This window comes from Streptomyces luteireticuli, from assembly GCF_041519305.1.
In the GTDB taxonomy this organism is placed as follows: Bacteria; Actinomycetota; Actinomycetes; order Streptomycetales; family Streptomycetaceae; genus Streptomyces; species Streptomyces luteireticuli.
The window spans coordinates 6,726,790-6,742,276 of sequence record NZ_CP167927.1 but is presented as its reverse complement, the minus strand read 5'-3'; the positions used below and the strand labels follow the sequence as shown (position 1 = coordinate 6,742,276).

General features: G+C 74.6%; 9 protein-coding genes. 4 read left to right on the top strand and 5 right to left on the bottom strand.

Features of this window, described 5'->3' with window-relative positions:
- Window positions 1-14: 14 nt before the first annotated feature.
- From AB8735_RS30330 to AB8735_RS30320, 3 genes are all read right to left on the bottom strand, one after another.
- Window positions 15-1,442: a M1 family metallopeptidase gene (locus AB8735_RS30330; protein ID WP_372410723.1), complete on the bottom strand. Its 1,428-nt coding sequence runs from the start codon at window positions 1,440-1,442 to the stop codon at window positions 15-17.
- Between the two features lies 1 nt (window position 1,443).
- Entirely contained in the window at window positions 1,444-5,418 is a 3,975-nt protein-coding gene (locus tag AB8735_RS30325) for a Pls/PosA family non-ribosomal peptide synthetase (protein WP_372410721.1), read from the bottom strand.
- Window positions 5,419-5,717: 299 nt separating this feature from the next.
- Window positions 5,718-7,367, bottom strand: coding sequence for an ABC-F family ATP-binding cassette domain-containing protein (locus tag AB8735_RS30320; RefSeq protein ID WP_372410718.1), 1,650 nt, complete (start codon window positions 7,365-7,367; stop codon window positions 5,718-5,720).
- 565 nt (window positions 7,368-7,932) lie between these two features.
- Between AB8735_RS30320 and AB8735_RS30315 the strand changes: the two genes are divergently transcribed.
- On the top strand, window positions 7,933-8,916 hold the full coding sequence (locus tag AB8735_RS30315; RefSeq protein WP_372410716.1) for an NAD(P)/FAD-dependent oxidoreductase: 984 nt from the start codon (window positions 7,933-7,935) through the stop codon (window positions 8,914-8,916).
- On the opposite strand, the gene AB8735_RS30310 is transcribed toward AB8735_RS30315, so the two are convergent.
- Entirely contained in the window at window positions 8,900-10,864 is a 1,965-nt protein-coding gene (locus tag AB8735_RS30310; protein WP_372411940.1) for a Xaa-Pro dipeptidyl-peptidase, read from the bottom strand. The genes AB8735_RS30315 and AB8735_RS30310 overlap by 17 nt on opposite strands.
- 112 nt (window positions 10,865-10,976) lie before the next feature.
- A complete protein-coding gene (locus tag AB8735_RS30305) occupies window positions 10,977-11,783 on the bottom strand; it encodes a methyltransferase domain-containing protein (RefSeq protein ID WP_344025610.1) in 807 nt (268 codons plus the stop codon).
- Between the two features lie 274 nt (window positions 11,784-12,057).
- Between AB8735_RS30305 and AB8735_RS30300 the strand changes: the two genes are divergently transcribed.
- The 3 genes from AB8735_RS30300 (at window position 12,058) to AB8735_RS30290 (ending at window position 15,467) form a co-directional block, all read left to right on the top strand.
- Window positions 12,058-13,575, top strand: a complete 1,518-nt coding sequence (locus AB8735_RS30300) for a M1 family metallopeptidase (protein WP_344025608.1) — start codon at window positions 12,058-12,060, stop codon at window positions 13,573-13,575.
- Window positions 13,576-13,663: 88 nt separating this feature from the next.
- The gene (locus AB8735_RS30295; protein WP_344025683.1) at window positions 13,664-14,401 is read left to right on the top strand and encodes a MerR family transcriptional regulator; all 738 of its coding nucleotides are present in this window, start codon (window positions 13,664-13,666) and stop codon (window positions 14,399-14,401) included.
- 94 nt (window positions 14,402-14,495) lie between these two features.
- On the top strand, window positions 14,496-15,467 hold the full coding sequence (locus tag AB8735_RS30290) for a hypothetical protein (RefSeq protein ID WP_372410715.1): 972 nt from the start codon (window positions 14,496-14,498) through the stop codon (window positions 15,465-15,467).
- The last annotated feature ends 20 nt before the right edge of the window (window positions 15,468-15,487 follow it).

Sequence of the window (15,487 nt, the reverse complement as noted above, 5' to 3'; positions counted from 1 at the left end):
GGGCTCAATCCCCCCTACACCGACGCGTACCGCGGGACCCGGCGCTCGAAGAGCCAGGGGCCGAGGACGTCGGCCACACCCCGCCCCGTCACCCGCGTCGCATGCGCGAGAAACGCGTCCGTGTCCGCGCTCCCGCCCCGCCGCGCCTCGTGCCAGGTGCGCAGCACACGGAAGAAGCGGGTGTCGCCCACCGAGAGGCGCAGCGCGTGGAGGGCGCAGGCACCGCGGACGTAGATGCGGTCGTCGAAGAGGTGCCGCCGTCCGGGGTCGGCGATGCGCAGGTTCTGGCGGCGGCCGGCCAGTTCGTCGCGGGCCCGCCGGGCGAGCGTGTCCGCGTCGTCCTCGTCGAGGTGCTCGGACCACAGCCACTCGGCGTAGGTGGCGAACCCCTCGTTGAGCCAGATGTGCTGCCAGTCGCCCAGGCTGACGCTGTTGCCGAACCACTGGTGCGCCGTCTCGTGGGCGACGAGCGTCTCCCAACTCCGTTTGCCGTCCATGTGGTTGGTGCCGAAGACGGAGAGGGTCTGGTTCTCGACGGGCGCCGCGAGCTCCGCGTCGACGACGACCACCCCGTAGGACTCGAAGGGGTAGTCGCCGAAGAGGTCGGTGAAGACCTGGAGGATCCGGCCCTGGCGGGCGAGGTCGTGCCGGACCTCCTTCGCCAGCCCGGCGGGGTAGGCGATGTGCACGGGCACGGGCGCCCCCGCGTCCTGGACCGTCCAGGTCTCCCGGGCGAACCGCCCGGTGTAGACCGCCGCGAGGTAGCTGGCCATGGGCCCGGGGTGGTGGTACGTCCAGCGCGCCGCCCCGCCCGTCTCCCGGTGCTCCACCAACGAGCCGTTGGCCAGCGCCTGGTGGCCGCCGGGGACGGTGATCTCGAAGGTGTAGGACGCCTTGTCGTCGGGGCGGTCGTTGCAGGGGAACCACGACGGCGCGCCCACCGGCTGGGAGGCGACGAGCGTGCCGTCGTGGTCGTCGCCGGTGCGGTCCCAGCCGATGGGTCCGAACTGGGAGGAGACCGGGCGGGGCCGGCCGCCGTAGCGGATGTCCAGCTCGAACGGCCGGCCCACCTCGAGCGCCCGGGGCGCGGTGATCAGGAGCTTGCCGCCCCGCTGCCGGAAGGCGACGGGGCGGTCGTCGAGCCGTGCCTCGCGCACGTCGAGCCGGGCGAGGTCGAGCTCGATCCGGTCGATCCCGCTGTTGGCGACGGCCTCGATGCGGGCGTGGCCGTCGAGCCAGCGCGCCCCGGGGTCGTAGCCGATCCTGAGGTCGTAGGCCAGGGTCTGGTGGCCGTACGAGCCGTGCCCGGGGAAGTACGGCTGCGGCTGCTCCCGCCGCGGCCGCCGCCGGGGACCGGAACCGGTCGCCGCGGCGGCGGTCAGCGGGAGCACCGCGGCCGCGAGCAGGGCCCGGCGGCTGCAGGCGAATCGTCCGCCGCCCATGTCACGCAGCGGCTTCCCGCTCCGTCGCGGGCACCGGGACGGCCGCCGGCGGCCGCTGGCCCGCGATGGGGTTGCCCGCCCAGCGGGTGCCCGCCGGGACGGACTCGCCGCGCATGACGAGGGAGGAGGGGGCGATGGCGGTGTGCGCGCCGACGTGGGTGCCGGGCAGCACGATGCCGTGCGGGCCGAGCGAGGCCCCTTCGGCGAGGTGGACGGTGTCCATACGCATGATCCGGTCGTGGAAGAGGTGGGTCTGGAGGACGCAGCCCCGGTTGACGCTGACCCCGTCGCCGAGGGTGATGAGGTCGGTCTCCGGCAGCCAGTGGGTGTCGCACCACACGCCCCGGCCGATCTTCACGCCCAGGGTGCGCAGCCACCAGTTGAGCACGGGGGTACCGGTGAAGGGACCCGCCAACCAGGGGACGGCGAGGGATTCCACGAAGGTGTCGTACAGCTCGTTGCGCCACACGAAGGAGCTCCACAGCGGGTGCTCACTGGTCCGGAAGCGGCCCATGAGCAGCCACTTGGCGGCCGTGGCCATAAGGCCGGCGGCCAGGGAGCAGACGAGGAGCAGCGGGATGCCGACGAGCGCGGCGAGCCCGAGGCCGCCGGTGCTGAGGGCCTGCTGCTCGCCGATGAGCACCACGTCGGCCAGCGCGAGGCCGAGCATCAGGGGCAGGACGCGGCAGAGTTCGACGGCCGAGCGGGCCGCGACGAGGCGCCGGGGCGGCTCGAAGGTGCGGCCGGTGTCGCCCGTGGTGGCCACGCGCGGCAGCGGCATGGCGGGGCGGCCCAGCCAGGAGGTGCCGGGTTCGGCGTGCTCGGGCGCGTCGGACAGGACGCCGATCAGGCCGTGGTCGGGGACGGCGCGGCCGGGGCTGATGATGCCGGAGTTGCCGAGGAAGGCGCGCCGCCCGACGCGGGCGGTGCCCAGGCGCAGCCAGCCGCCGCGCAGTTCGTAGGGTGCGACGAGGGTGTCGTCGGCGAGGAACGCCCCGTCGTCCACGGTCAGCAGGGACGGCAGCGGGAGCACGGTGGACAGCTCGGCGCGGCGGCCGACCTTCGCGCCCAGCATCCGCAGCCACACGGGGGTGGCGAGGCTGGCGTAGACGGGGAAGAGGTTGCGGCGAGCGCCGTCCAGCAGGCGTGTGATGAACCAGGCGCGCCAGGCGACGCCGCCGCAGGCCGGGTGGAGGCCGGGCCTGATGCCCCGGTTCAGGACGCGGACGGTGAGCGCGAGGACCAGCATCCAGCTCAGCGTGGTGACGACGGTGAGCACCGGGACGGCGAGCAGGACGCGCAGGGCGACCGAGCCCAGCGAGCCGCTGCCCTTGATCAGGTAGTAGGTGGCGACGAGGGCGGGCACGGCCGCGATCAGCGGCAGCAGCGGCATGCCGGCCAGGGACAGGGCGTAGGCGGCGGCCCAGCGGCGGGAGCGCCCGGCGCGGGGCTCGGGCCAGCCGTCGGACGGGCGGACCGGTCCGCCGGCGCGGTGGGCGGCGGCGTCGGGGCGGGCGGGCGAGCCGACCCAGGTCTGTCCGGCGGGCACCTGGCCGTCGAGGCAGGCGCCGGCGGCCAGTTCGGCGCCGGGGCCGAGGGAGGAGCCGGGCATCAGCATGCTGCGGTGTCCTGCGCGGGCGTTCGCGCCCAGCCGTACGGCGCCGACGTGCAGGGTCTCGCCGTCGAGCCACCAGCCGGCGATGTCGGCCTCGGGCTCGACGCTCGCGCCGTCGCCGAACTCGGCGAGGCCGGTGACCGGGGGCATGGCGTGCAGGGCCACATCGCGGCCGGCCCGGCAGCCGAGGGCGCGGGCGTACCAGACGGCCCACGGGGTGCCCATCAGGGCCGGGACGCCGAAGGCGGCGACGGTGCGTTCGGCGGTCCACAGCCGCAGGTGGACCCGGCCGCCGCGGGGGTGGGCGCCGGGGGTGATCCCATGGGTGAGCAGCCGGGAGGCGGCCGCGCCGATCGCGAACCGGCCGGGGGCGCTGAGGAGCAGGACCCAGGCGACGGCGATCAGCCACCAGGAGGTGTGCGGCGCCCAGCTCTGCGGGGCGAGCAGGCCGAGGATGTTGTCGGCGGCGGCGAGGCCGGTGAGGAGGCGCAGGCCCTGGACACCGTAGAGCGCGGTCTGGACGAGGATCTGGGCGGCGCCGGTGCGGCGGCGCACGGGCCGGACGGTCCGCTTGTGGGCGGCGGGGTCCGGGGCGGGTGTGTCGAGGGAGTCGATGTGCTCGGCCATGTCGGCGAGGACGGTGTGCCGGTAGAGGCCGGCGACGGAGACGCCGGGGTGGTGCGCGCGCAGGGCCGAGGCCATGCGGGCGGCGGTCAGGCTGGTGCCGCCCATGAGGACGAAGTCGTCGTCGGCGCCGGGCCGGACGCCCAGCAGCTCCTCCCACAGCTCCGCGAGGCGGGCGGCGGTGCCGTGCAGCTCCTCGGTCCGCACGGTGCCGTCGTCGCCGGTGGTGGGCAGGGGCCAGGGCAGGGCGTTGCGGTCGACCTTGCCGGAGGTGCGGGTGGGCAGGTCGTCGACCTCGGCGAGGACGGGGACGAGGGCGGCGGGCAGCCGCTCGGCCAGCTGCTTTCTGGCGCTCCCCCGGTCGAAGCCGGGTCCGGGCACGAGGTAGCCGACGAGCAGCTGCGAGCCCGACGGGGTGGTGCGCACCGCGGCGGCGGCGCCGCGTACGCCCGGGAGCTCGCCGAGCGCGGCGTCGATCTCGCCGAGCTCGATGCGCCGGCCGCCCAGCTTGACCTGGTCGTCGGCGCGGCCGGTGAAGACCAGGCCCGCCTCGTCGGCGCGGACGAGGTCGCCGGTGCGGTAGGCGCGCTCGCTGTCCAGGGCGGCGCAGGGGCGGAAGCGCTCGGCGTCCTTGGCGGGGTCGAGGTAGCGGCCGGTGCCGACGCCGGAGATGACCAGTTCGCCCTCGGCGCCGAAGGGGACGGGGTCGCCGTTCTCGTCGACGACGGCGAGGTCCCAGCCGTCGAGCGGCAGCCCGATGCGGACGGGCTCGCCCGGCTCCATCCGGGCGGCGCAGGCGACGACGGTGGTCTCGGTGGGGCCGTAGGTGTTCCACATCTCGCGGCCGGGGACGGCGAACCGCTCGACGAGGCCGGGCGGGCAGGCCTCGCCGCCGACGATCAGCAGCCGGACGCGGTCCAGCGACTCCTGGGGCCACAGGGCGGCGAGGGTGGGCACCGTGGAGACGACGGTCACCCCCCGCTCGATCAGCCAGGGGCCCAGCTCGTGGCCCGCCCGGACCAGCGAGCGCGGGGCGGGGACCAGGCAGGCGCCGTGCCGCCAGGCCAGCCACATCTCCTCGCAGGACGCGTCGAAGGCCACGGACAGGCCGGCGAGGACCCGGTCGCCGGGGCCCAGCGGCTCGTCCTGGAGGAAGAGCGCCGCCTCGGCGTCGGCGAAGGCCGCGGCGCTGCGGTGGGACACCGCGACGCCCTTGGGGGCACCGGTGGAACCGGAGGTGAAGATGATCCAGGCGTCGTCCTCCGGCAGCGGGAGCCGGGGCCCGGCCGCTCCCGGCCTGCGCCGGCCCGCGGCGAGCGAGCCGTCCGCGCCGACGACCCCGCAGACCTCGGCCTCGTGGAACACCGTGGCGGCGCGTTCCTCGGGGTCGTCGGCGTCCACGGGCACGTACGCGGCCGAGCAGCGCAGGACGGCGAGGATCGACAGATAGAGCTCCGCGGTCCCGGAGGGGACGCGGACGCCCACCCTGTCACCCGGCCCGACTCCGGCGGCGCGCAGCCGGTCGGCCCGTTCCTCGACCGCGGCGCACAGCTCCCGGTAGGTGAGCACGCCGGTCTCGGTGTCGAGGGCCGGGGCGTCCGGGTGCGTGGCCGCCGTGGCGTCGAGGACATCGATCAGGGTGCGCTCACCGTGGGGCGGTGCGCCCGGATAACGCGCCCGCTCCACCGAGGGAACCAGTGGAGTGGGCGGCGTGGAGCTGGACAGAGTCGGGGACATGGCCTTACGCCTCAATTCGACGTCGGAAAAGCGGACGCCCCTCGGACGTCCGCACCCACAGACGTCGCTCCGCACCCACGGGTTCGTATGACGAGGTCCAATGTTCCGTAAACCGAACGCCCGGGGGAGATGCCTCGGGGCGGACTCCTTTCCCACGGTACGTGCCGTTTCTCCGGAAAACCACGGTTTTCCCGGGCCGGGGGACCGCCCTGCCCCTTGGCGAAGAGTTGACCTGCGACTGGGGTTGTTTTCGGGAAGAAATTCCCCCGTTCGGGCGATCCGAGCGAGAATCCACAGGTTCAGCGCTCGATAATGCGACCCTCTTCGACCTTGATCCGGCGCGTGGTGTGCACGGCGTCGAGCATCCGCCGGTCATGGGTCACGAGCAGGAGCGTTCCGGTGTACGAGGCCAGTGCGGACTCCAGTTGCTCGATGGCCGGGAGGTCGAGGTGGTTGGTCGGTTCGTCAAGGACGAGCAAATTGACGCCGCGGGCCTGGAGCAGGGCGAGCGCGGAACGGGTCCGCTCGCCCGGTGAGAGGGTCGCGGCCGGCCGCAGGACGTGATCGGCCTTGAGACCGAACTTGGCCAGCAGGGTACGGACCTCGGCGGGGGCCAGCTCCGGCACCGCCGCCCCGAAGGCGTCGAGCAGCGTCTCCGGCCCGAAGAACAGCGCCCTCGCCTGGTCCACCTCGCCGACGACCACACCGGGGCCGAGCGAGGCGGTGCCCGCGTCCAGCGGCAGCCTGCCGAGCAGGGCGGCCAGCAGGGTCGACTTGCCCGAGCCGTTGGCGCCGGTGACCGCGACCCGGTCCGCCCAGTCGATCTGGAGGTCCACCGGGCCGAAGGCGAACTCCCCGCGGCGGACCTCGGCGCCGCGCAGGGTCGCCACCACGGCGCCCGAGCGGGGCGCCGCGGCGATCTCCATCCGCAGCTCCCACTCCTTGCGCGGCTCCTCGACGACGTCCAGCCGCTCGATGAGCCGCTCCGTCTGCCGGGCCTTGGCCGCCTGCTTCTCCGTCGACTCCGCGCGGAGCTTGCGGCCGATCTTGTCGTTGTCGGTGGACTTGCGACGGGCGTTGCGCACGCCCTTCTCCATCCAGTTCCGCTGGGTGCGGGCGCGGGCCTCCAGGCCGGCCCGGGTGTCCGCGTACTCCTCGTACGCCTCGCGGGCGTGCCGGCGGGCACGGGAGCGCTCCTCCAGGTACGACGCGTAGCCGCCGCCGTAGAGGTTGACCTCCTGCTGCGCCAGGTCCAGCTCCAGCACCTGGTTGACCGTGCGGGTGAGGAACTCGCGGTCGTGACTGACCAGTACGGTGCCGGCGCGCAGTCCGGTCACGAAGCGCTCCAGCCGGTCGAGGCCGTCCAGGTCGAGGTCGTTGGTGGGCTCGTCGAGCAGGAAGACGTCGTAGCGGCTGAGGAGGAGGGAGGCGAGGCCGGCGCGGGCGGCCTGGCCGCCGGACAGGCTGGTCATCGGGCGGTCCAGACCGACGCTGAGGCCGAGGTCCGCGCTCACCTCCTCGGCGCGCTCGTCGAGGTCGGCGCCGCCGAGCGCCAGCCAGCGCTCCAGGGCGGTCGCGTACGCGTCGTCGGCGCCCGGCGCGCCCTCGACGAGCGCCTCGGTCGCGGCGTCGAGCGCGGCCTGGGCCGCGGTGACGCCGGTGCGGCGGGCGAGGAACGCGCCGACGGTCTCGCCGGGGTGGCGGTCCGGCTCCTGCGGCAGGTAGCCGACGGTGGCGGCCGGGGGGCTGAGGCGCAGCGTGCCCTGCTCGGGGCGGGCGCCTCCGCCTCCGGCGTCGGCGAGGAGCCGGAGGAGGGTGGACTTGCCGGCTCCGTTGGCGCCGACGAGCCCGATGACGTCGCCGGGGGCGACGACGAGGTCGAGCCCGGAGAAGAGGGTGCGGTCGCCGTGGCCGGCGGAGAGGTCTTTGGCGACGAGGGTGGCGTTCATGGCGGGATCGACTTTAGCCGGGGGGTGGGGTGGGTGCCGAATGGGTTTTGGATGCCCCTGGCCCGCCCTTTCGCCGTTTCCCCGGGGCGGTCGCCCCGGACCCGGACCGCCCTCCGGGCGGTGGGCGGTGGGCGGTGGGCGGTGGGCGGTGGGCGGTGGGCGGTGGGCGGTGGGCGGTGGGCGGTGGGCGGTGGGCGGTGGGCGGTGGGCGGTGGGCGGTGGGCGGTGGGCGGTGGGCGGTGGGCGGGGGCTGCGCCCCTGCGCCCCTGCTTCCGGGGCTCCGCCCCTGGCCCCCGTTTGTCGCGGCTCCGCCGCTCGTCCTCAAGCTCCCCGGAGGGGGCAACCCGAGCGGGGTCCAGGGGGCGCAGCCCCCGGTGGGGCGCAGGGGCGAAGCCCCGCCACCCGCGCGAAGCGCGGGACCCCGCGCGCGGCAGCGCGCAGCGGGGTGACGCAGGGGCGCAGCCCCTGCGGGAAACGGCGAAAGGGCGGGCCAGGGGCAAACCCCCCACCCCCGGACCCACCCCCTCCACCCCCAACTCCCCCCTCCACCCGGTACCTTCACCCCATGGCAAGCGACGCGATCGTCGTCGGCTCCGGAGTGATCGGGCTGACCACCGCCGTCCTCCTCGCCGAGCGCGGCGCGCGCGTCGAGGTGTGGACGCGTGAGACCGCCGCGCAGACGACCTCCGCGGTGGCCGGAGGGCTGTGGTGGCCGTACCGGATCGAGCCGGCCGGTGCCGTCGCCCGCTGGGCGGCCGCCTCCCTCGCCGTCATGACGGAGCTGGCGCGGCGGCCGGAGGAGACCGGGGTCCGCCGGGTGGACGGGACGGAGGCGGGCACCTCGGCGAGTGAACTGGGCGGGTGGGCACGGCAGGTGCCGGGGCTGCGGGACGCCACGCCCGAGGAGACGCCGAGGGGCTGGGACCGCGCCGTCCGCGCCCGGCTGCCGCTCGTCGACATGCCGGCCCATCTCGGCTATCTGCAGCGCCGGTTGGGCGCGGCGGGCGGCACGGTCACCCTGCGCCCGGTCAACTCCCTGGCCGAGGCGGGCCGGGCGGCGCCCGTCGTCGTCAACTGCTCGGGCCTGGGCGCCGGTCACCTCGCGGCGGATCCGCACGTCCACCCGGTGCAGGGGCAGCTGGTCGTCGTGGAGAACCCGGGCGTGACCGAGTGGTTCGGGGCCGCCGCCGACGGCCGGGCGACCGACACGCTCTATCTCTTCCCCCAGCCGTACGGGCTCGTCCTCGGCGGTACGGCGCGTCCGCACGTCTGGGACCGCGTCCCGTCCCCGGCCGTGGCCCAGACGCTCATCGCCCGCTGCGCCCGGGTACATCCGGCGCTGACGGAGTCCCGGGTGCTGGCGCACCGGGTGGGGTTGCGCCCGGCGCGCCACCGGGTCCGGCTGGAGGCCGGACGGCTGCCCGGTGGCGCCCTGGTGGTGCACAACTACGGGCACGGCGGCGCGGGCGTCACGGTCTCGTGGGGCTGTGCGCAGGAGGCCGTGGCGCTCGCGCTCAAGGGGTTCAAGGGATTCAAGGGAGGTGGGTGAGGGCGGGGATCCGCAGTCCGCGCGGGTGTTCCGGGCGGGGCGACGGCGCGGCGCCGGCGCCCGACGTGGCGCGGGCGAAGGCCCGGGCGCCGCCGACCAGCGGCAGGTCCGCCGAGGTCGCGTGGAGGTCCACGGTCAACTGCGGGGTGGTGGGGGCGGGTTCGATCAGCCCGGCGTCGGTGCCCGCGACGATGAGCGCCAGACGGTGCCCGGCCGGGACGACGTGGTCGGTGGCGGCCAGGTCGAGGGTGATGGTGTAGGCCCGGCCCGGGGTCACGGCGCGGCCGTGCCGGGCGGACGTGTAGTGGCCGAGGTCCGCCCAGCCGCGGCTGAAGACGGTGCGGTCGACCTGCTTGACGTCGGCCTCGGTGCGCTTGAAGCAGCCGGTGTCACCCGCGGTGCCGCCGCCCCAGCAGGTGCGGTCGGGCAGGGTGCGGATGCCCTCGCCGTCGCCCGCGTAGTCGCGGACGGAGGCCGGGCCCAGGTCGACGAGGACGGCCGACAGGTGGGCGGACGAGGTGGACGGCGTCACGCGCAGCCGCACCGTCGAGGAGCCGGACAGCCGCAGGTCGTGGGTGAGCGGGCGGGTGACGAACCCGGCCTTGTCGGGCGTCGCCGAGTCGACCGCCGCCGACCAGTCGGCCTCGCTGTGCCGCGGGTCGTCGGTGAACCGCGCGGTCGCGCCCGGCCCGGCCTGGCCGAGGCCCAGTGAGCCGACCCCGGCGACGGGTCCGGGGGCCGGGCGCAGGGTGGTCGTCCGGGTGCCGGCCGGCGGCCAGGAGCGGTCGGTGGACCACTGGCCGGGGGCGCGCTCGACGTCGGCCGCAGGCTCGCGCTCGATGCCGTTGTCGTAGCCGAGCAGGTAGTGGTCGAACCAGCGGTGGAGGGTCGGCACCCAGTCCTCGCGGCGGAAGTCGAACGGGTCGACGTGCCCGGTCGTCGACAGCCAGATCTTGCGCTCCACGCCGTGCGCGGCGAGCGCGTCCCACCACTGGCCGAGGTGCTTGGTGCGGACGTTGAGGTCCTGCATGCCGTGCACCGCGAAGACGCTGGCCTTCACCCTGCCCGCGTCGCGGACGTAGTCGCGTTCGCTCCACAGCGGCGTCCAGTCGCCGTTGCGCGGCGCGCCCTCGACGAGTTTACGCTGGACGGCGGCGCAGCGGGCGTGGGCCCCGTCGCTCTCGACGCGGGAGGCGAGCCCGTCGGGGCCGCCGTCGTAGAGGGCCGCGCCCTTGGCGAAGTAGTAGTCGTACCAGGAGGAGATGGCGCCGATCGGGACGATGGTCCTCAGCCCGTCCACTCCGGTGGCGGCGACGCCGTTGGCGACGGTGCCGTCGTAGCTCTTGCCGATCATGCCGACGGCGCCGGTGGACCAGCCGGCCTTCACCGGCGTGGTTCCGGTGCGCGAACCGTAGCCGCGCGCCCGGCCGTTGAGCCAGTCGACGACGGCCTTGGCGGACTGGACGTCGGAGCGGCCGCCGACGTCGACGCAGCCGTCGGAGCGGTTGGTCCCGGCGAGGTCGACGAGGGCGACGGCATAGCCGCGGGGGACGAAGTAGTTGTCGTAGTAGAGGGGGAACTGGACGGGGTTGCCCTGTGCGTCGTAGGTCTTCTTCTGGCTCTCGTTGCCCCGGCCGCAGCAGGAGTAGTACGGGCTGGCGTCCATGATCACCGGTACGCGGCGGCCCTGTTCGGCGGGTTCGCGGGGCCGGATGATGTCCACGGCGACCCGGTCGGTGCGGCGGGCCCCGGTTCTCACCTCCACCCACACCGACTCGCGGACGGCGCGGTCGTAGGAGTAGACGGGTCTGCTCTCCCCGCCGCGCCCCCGGTCGGGTGCGGCGTGCGCCTGACCGGGCGGCGAGAGGAGGACGGCCAGCAGGGCGGTCAGGGCCGTCGCGAGGAAAGCGGCCCACGGTATACGGGTGTTCCGCGTGGGCTTCGGTATGCGGTTCGGTACGGGTTTCGGTGTGGGTTTCAGCACGGGCGGGACAGTACGCGCGTCAACTCCCGTGCAGAAGGGTCACGGAGGGAGTTCCGGGCCACAGCCGACCTCGGTGTCAGGAGCCCGGCAGGGTGGCGGAGGTGAGGAAGAAGGTCACGGCGTAGGTGAAACGGCCGGTCGCCGCCGCCTCGTCGAAGCGGCGGACGAAGCGGTCGGCCTCGGCGGGGGCGAGATGGCCCTGGTGGGCCGCGGTACGGGCCCAGTCGCGGATGCCCTGGACGTGGTCGACGGTCCGCGGGTCGCGGACGACCAGTGTGTGCGCCTCGGCCGCCACGTCGTCCAGGCCGCGTTCGGCGAGCATGGCGGGCTGCTGGTGGGCGAGCGCCCCGCCGCGCACCCCGTCGTCGACGCGCAGGGCGAGGACGCGGCGGGCCAGTTCGGGTTCGCCGATGTCCAGCACCTGGGTGCCGTAGTCGAGGGCGGCCAGCACGACGCGGCCGCCGGGCAGTACGACGCGCAGCATCTCGTCGATGACCCGGCCCGGGTCGGCCACGTGCTGGAGGACGAGGTCGGCCCACGCCCCGTCGAAACTGCCGGTGCGGAAGGGCAGATGGTGGGCGTCGGCCACCAGCGCCGTGCCGACGCCGCCCGCGCGCGCCGCGCCGGCCATCGCCAGGGACAGGTCGGCGGCGACCGCGCGGGCCCCGGTCTCGGCGGTCAGCGCGAGCGCCGTCGTGCCGGCACCGGCGCCGACGTCGAGGAAGCGCTGCCCGGGGCGGGCGTGCAGGAGGTTCCTCAGGCGCCGTTTGTAGGAGGTGTGGAACGGCGAACTGGTGCGCCGCCGCAGGGTGGTCACCAGGTGGGCGGGGTCGGCACTGGCATCCACGTCCGACCAGGGACGCGACAGCGTGTGTTGGGCCATGGGCGGTGATCGTAGGACTGATGGGCGGGCCGCGCGGTGGTCCTTGCCCGCGATCACCCCGAACGGTGACGGAACGGTCCTACGAGGCCTTTCGGTGGCCGGATTCGTTCGCTCCATGGGGTGTCCGCCCTCCGCGATGACGGCCGGATGTCAGTCACATGTCCGGATTCGGCATGGCCATTCCCAGGCGCGCGATGAGTGCATAGGCTGCGATCGATCTTCATCACCTCGCTGTCCCCATCGCTCGTCCACCCCTTACGAGTTGGAGTGTCCCGTGCGTCCCAGACTTCTCGTTTCCGGCGCCGCTGCCGCCGCCTTCCTGCTGCTCGGGGTCCCCGCCTCGGCCGCCGACGGCACCCCGGGTGCGCCGGGTCTCGGCGACTCCTACTACCCGGACTCCGGCAACGGCGGCTACGACGTCTCCCACTACGACCTGCGGCTGAAGTACCAGCCGAAGACGGACCGGCTGGAGGGCACCGCGACCCTCACCGCCACCACCACCCAGGCGCTGTCCCGCTTCAACCTCGACTTCCTGCTGGACGTCAACGAGGTGCTGGTCAACGGGAAGAAGGCCGCGTTCGCGAAGACCGGCGTCCACGAGCTGGAGATCACCCCGCCCGCCTCGCTGCCGCAGGGCAAACAGATCACCGTCGTCGTCCGCTACAGCGGAACCCCCTCCGCCGTCAAGGTAGGGAAATTCACCGCCTGGCAGCGCACCCCCGACGGCGGGGTCGTCGCACAGGAACCGGAGTCGGCCGCCTGGTGGTTCCCGAGCAATGACCACCCCCGTGACAAGGCCACCTTCGACGTCTCGGTCGCCGTCCCCGACGGCACCCAGGCCATCAGCAACGGCGTCCTCGCCTCGCAGACCTCCAAACTCGGCTGGACGCGCTACAACTGGCGCTCCACCCAGCCGCAGGCGCCGTACCTGACGACGCTGGCCGTCGGCCAGTTCGAGATCACCACGGACACGACGTCCAACGGGCTGCCGGTCGTCAACGCCTACAGCAAGGACCTGGGCGACAAGCTCGCCCCCGCGAAGGCCAGCGTCGAGCGCACCTCCGAGGTCCTCGACTGGGAGAGCTCGGTCTTCGGCCCGTACCCCTTCACGGCCGCCGGCGGCTATGTGCCCAACGTCCCCACCCGTTTCGCGCTGGAGACCCAGACCCGGCCGTTCTACAGCCCCGCGCCGTTCGCGAACGGCGCCAACGTCTCGCTCGTCGTGCACGAACTGGCCCACCAGTGGTTCGGCGACAGCGTCTCGGTGAAGAACTGGCGGGACATCTGGGTCAACGAGGGCTTCGCCTCCTACGCGCAGTGGCTGTGGTCGGAGAAGGAGGGCGAGGGCACCGCGCAGGAACTCGCCGACTACACCTACGCGCAGTACCCGGCGGACGACCCGTTCTGGACGGTCAAGCCCGGTGACCCGGGCGCGGACAAGCAGTTCGACGGGGCCGTCTACCAGCGCGGCGCCATCGCCCTGCAGGCGTTCCGCAACACCGTCGGCGACAAGGTCTTCTTCGAGACCCTGAAGGGCTGGACCGCGAAGAACCGCTACGGCAACGCCTCCGTCCAGGACTTCGTCGCCTACGCCGAGCAGGTCTCGGGCAAGAAGCTCAAGCCCCTCTTCGACACCTGGCTGTTCACCACCGTGAAGCCGGGCGCCGCGGCGGCGGCCAAGGCGGGCATCGCCAAGCCCGCCGCGAAGGGCGCGCGTTCGCTCGCCGCCAAGCCCGCACAGCCCAAGTCCTGGCAGCAGATCCGCTCCGCCCTCGCCGCGCACCAGCACTGACGGCACCGGGCCGGACCTTTCCCCCTCCGGTGGTACACCCATAGTGTTGGACCACCGGAGCGGGGAGAGCGAGGCACTGCGCATGGCCATGGACGACGACACCGGTGGGCCGGAGTCCTTCACCGTCGACCAACTGGCCGCCCGCGCCGGGGTCACGGTGCGCACCATCCGCTTCTACAGCACCCGCGGCCTCCTCCCCCCGCCCTGTCTCGGCCCCCGCCGCGTGGGCCGCTACGGACCCGGGCACCTCTCCCGCCTCGCCCTGATCGAGGAGTTGCAGCACCAGGGCCTCACCCTGGCCGCCATCGAGCGCTATCTGCGCCGCCTCCCGGACGACCTCAGCGCCAACGACCTGGCCATCCACCGTGCGGTCGTGGCCTCCTGGGTGCCGGACGCGGCGGCGGAGACCACCCGCGCCGAGCTGGAGCGCCGCGCGGGCCGCCCGCTGACCGACGAGGACATCGACAAGCTCGCCGCGATGGACGTGCTCCGGCGCGAGGAGGACGCGGACGGGGAGGTCCGCTTCCGGGTGGACCCCGGCCTGCTGGGCGTCGGCGTCCAGCTGCTGGCCGTCCCCATGACGCTCACCACCCTGCGCGCCGCCCGGACCGTCCTGCTGGACCAGGCCCGTTCGACGGCGCGCGAGCTCACCCGGCTCTTCCACGAGGAGGTGTGGGGGCCGTACGAGGCGGGGGCCACGGACCCCGAGGAGGTGGAGTCCATGAAGTCCCTCTCGGCGCACATGCAGCCGCTGGTGGTGCAGGCGCTGATGACGGCGTTCCAGCGGTCGCTGACGGAGGAGTTGAAGGCCACGTACGGGAGGTGACCACGGGAGGTGACCGGGGTCTCCGCCGCGCGGCGGAGGCCGGTCCTCCCCCGGCCCGACGCCGCGGGGGCGGGACCGGCGACAGGCTGGCCGCATGGGAATCACGGACATCAGGACCACCTGGCCCGCGTGGGCGGGCCGGGCGGCGGCCGTCTGGTCGGCGGCCTACGCGGCGGGCGCGGTGGGCGCGGCGCTCTCGCCGGGCCGCGCCTACGGATACGCGCTGGGCGCCAAGGCCCATGGCACGGCGGTGGAATGGACGGTCGCGGGCCTGTACACCGCGGCGGCTGCGCTCGGCCTGCTGAAGCTGCGGCGGCCCGGGCTGCGGTGGGCCCCGGCCGCCGCCTGGGGCACGGTCGCCGCCGCGTTCGTCTCCGGCTTCGGCTTCCTCTTCAGCCCGGCGCACCTGCTCGACCTGGTCTCCCGCAACCAGGACCCGATGGACTGGGCGGCCTGGGCCAACCAGGGCGTCGCCACGCTCGGCGCCGTCCTGTGGACCGGCACGGCCCTCGCGTACCGGCGGCGCGCCCGCGGCGTCTGTCCGCACTGCGGCGGGCGCGGGCGCCGGGCCCGGGTCGAACGCCGCACCCGCGCAGGGTACGTGGCGGTGGCGGCCCTGCTCCCCTACGCGCTGCTCAAGTCGGCCTGGGCCGCCGGGTCCCGCGTCGGATACTCGGGCTCCGGCCGGCACCCGGGCCTCGACGAGCACTACGCCGGGGACCAGGTGATCCGGCTGTACGAGCACGGCGTGGACCTCACCGTCGTCCTCGCCCTGACCGGGATGGCCCTCGCCCTCGTCCTGTCCCTCCCCCGCTTCCGCCGGCTCCCACGCCTGCCGCTGCTCGCCCTCGGCTGGGCGGGCGCGGGCGCCTTCGCCCCTTTCGGGGCGTTCCTCCTCGTCTACGGCTCGCTCGCCTGGGCCGGAGTGCTGGACGCGGGGACGGGCGGCCACGCCCCCTGGGTGGTGGCGGTCGCGTACGGCGGTTTCTGCTTCTACGGGGTGGCGCTGGGGCGGGCCGTGCTCGGCTTCCAGCGGGCGACCCGCCGGACGTGCCGGGTCTGCTGAACCCGGCCCCGTCCGGCGCC